The following is a 2,266-nucleotide window of genomic DNA, read 5'->3' as shown; positions in this document are numbered from 1 at the left end:
AGACAAGATTGAAAAGCAAAGGCCAACGGGGTGCTGGAGACGAAAGTTTCGTTTTCAAAAACTGTAAGTCACTTAAAGGAAATCGATAAGTAACGAAAAAGTTTAAGCCCCGAAAAAACTTTCAAAAATTTTAAAGAAAAGATTTGGAGTTTGGCAAATAAATCACTTATCTTTGCACCCGCTTTCCGAAAGAGGTCAGCCGCCTGGAGCTTACGAGCAACGGGCAATAGATTGAAAAAAGTTCTTTGACAATATTGATGCAATACCAAAAAGAAAAAAGGTAAAAACAAGGCAACATCCCTGAGATTTTAAAAAACTTTGAGGAGCCACAGGAAATTTGGTTTGGTTGATTTTCGGATCAATACAGACCGGATTATATTTTTAAGATATAGTCCAACAATCTTTTCTACAACGAAGAGTTTGATCCTGGCTCAGGATGAACGCTAGCGACAGGCCTAACACATGCAAGTCGAGGGGTAACAGGGGCTTCGGCCCGCTGACGACCGGCGCACGGGTGAGTAACGCGTATGCAACCTACCTGTAACTGGGGGATAGCTCCCTGAAAGGGGAATTAACACCGCATAAGACCACGCTATCACATGGTAAAGTGGTAAAATATTTATAGGTTACAGATGGGCATGCGTGACATTAGTTAGTTGGCGGGGTAACGGCCCACCAAGACTACGATGTCTAGGGGTTCTGAGAGGAAGGTCCCCCACACTGGTACTGAGACACGGACCAGACTCCTACGGGAGGCAGCAGTGAGGAATATTGGTCAATGGACGCAAGTCTGAACCAGCCATGTCGCGTGCAGGAAGACGGCCCTATGGGTTGTAAACTGCTTTTGTACGGGAAGAAAATCAGCTACGTGTAGTTGTTTGCCGGTACCGTACGAATAAGGATCGGCTAACTCCGTGCCAGCAGCCGCGGTAATACGGAGGATCCGAGCGTTATCCGGATTTATTGGGTTTAAAGGGTGCGTAGGCGGACTAGTAAGTCAGTGGTGAAATCCTGCAGCTTAACTGTAGAATTGCCGTTGATACTGTTAGTCTTGAGTACATTTGAGGTAGGCGGAATGTGGTGTGTAGCGGTGAAATGCATAGATATACCACAGAACACCGATTGCGAAGGCAGCTTACTAAACTGTAACTGACGCTGAGGCACGAAAGCGTGGGTATCAAACAGGATTAGATACCCTGGTAGTCCACGCTGTAAACGATGATTACTGGTTGTTTGCGATACACAGCAAGTGACTGAGCGAAAGCATTAAGTAATCCACCTGGGGAGTACGTCGGCAACGATGAAACTCAAAGGAATTGACGGGGGCCCGCACAAGCGGAGGAACATGTGGTTTAATTCGATGATACGCGAGGAACCTTACCTGGGTTTAAATGGGAAGTGACAGGCTTGGAAACAGGCCCTTCTTCGGACACTTTTCAAGGTGCTGCATGGTTGTCGTCAGCTCGTGCCGTGAGGTGTCGGGTTAAGTCCCATAACGAGCGCAACCCCTATCGATAGTTACCAGCACGTAATGGTGGGGACTCTATCGAGACTGCCGGTGTAAACCGTGAGGAAGGTGGGGATGACGTCAAATCAGCACGGCCCTTACATCCAGGGCTACACACGTGTTACAATGGCCGGTACAAAGGGCAGCTACACAGCGATGTGATGCTAATCTCGAAAGCCGGTCTCAGTTCGGATCGAAGTCTGCAACCCGACTTCGTGAAGCTGGATTCGCTAGTAATCGCGCATCAGCCATGGCGCGGTGAATACGTTCCCGGGCCTTGTACACACCGCCCGTCAAGCCATGGAAGCCGGGGGTACCTGAAGTATGTAACCGCAAGGAGCGTCCTAGGGTAAAACTGGTGACTGGGGCTAAGTCGTAACAAGGTAGCCGTACCGGAAGGTGTGGCTGGAACACCTCCTTTCTGGAGAGTTCTTCTAAGTTTTTTAGACTCAGACCAAAGGGTGTCGTCAAGGGATTACCGATTTTTTTAGCGGTATTGCATCATTATTTTATATCATCACTCTTCCACCGAGCAAGAGACAAGCAGGAAAACCACTTTTACCTGAAGTAACAACAAAGGAAAAAGAAAGGTGGGAGCAGGGTAAAACACCCAGTCCTGTAGCTCAGTTGGTTAGAGCACTACACTGATAATGTAGGGGTCCGCAGTTCAAATCTGCGCAGGACTACCACGATGAGATTAAACACAAGGAAAGCAAGCAGCAAAGGCCGCCTGCTTTTCACACTGACCAAACAAGGTCA

The 2,266-nt window shown here is 48.0% G+C and carries 1 tRNA gene and 1 rRNA gene; both read left to right on the top strand.

Annotated elements, in window-relative coordinates:
• Positions 1-408 precede the first annotated feature (408 nt).
• A 16S ribosomal RNA gene (locus B4W65_RS16825) occupies positions 409-1,928 on the top strand.
• Between the two features lie 191 nt (positions 1,929-2,119).
• A tRNA-Ile gene (locus tag B4W65_RS16820) sits at positions 2,120-2,196 on the top strand.
• The last annotated feature ends 70 nt before the right edge of the window (positions 2,197-2,266 follow it).

This window comes from Geofilum rhodophaeum (assembly GCF_002210225.1).
Lineage (GTDB): Bacteria > Bacteroidota > Bacteroidia > Bacteroidales > Marinilabiliaceae > Geofilum > Geofilum rhodophaeum.
This window is presented reverse-complemented; position numbering and strand designations above follow the sequence as displayed.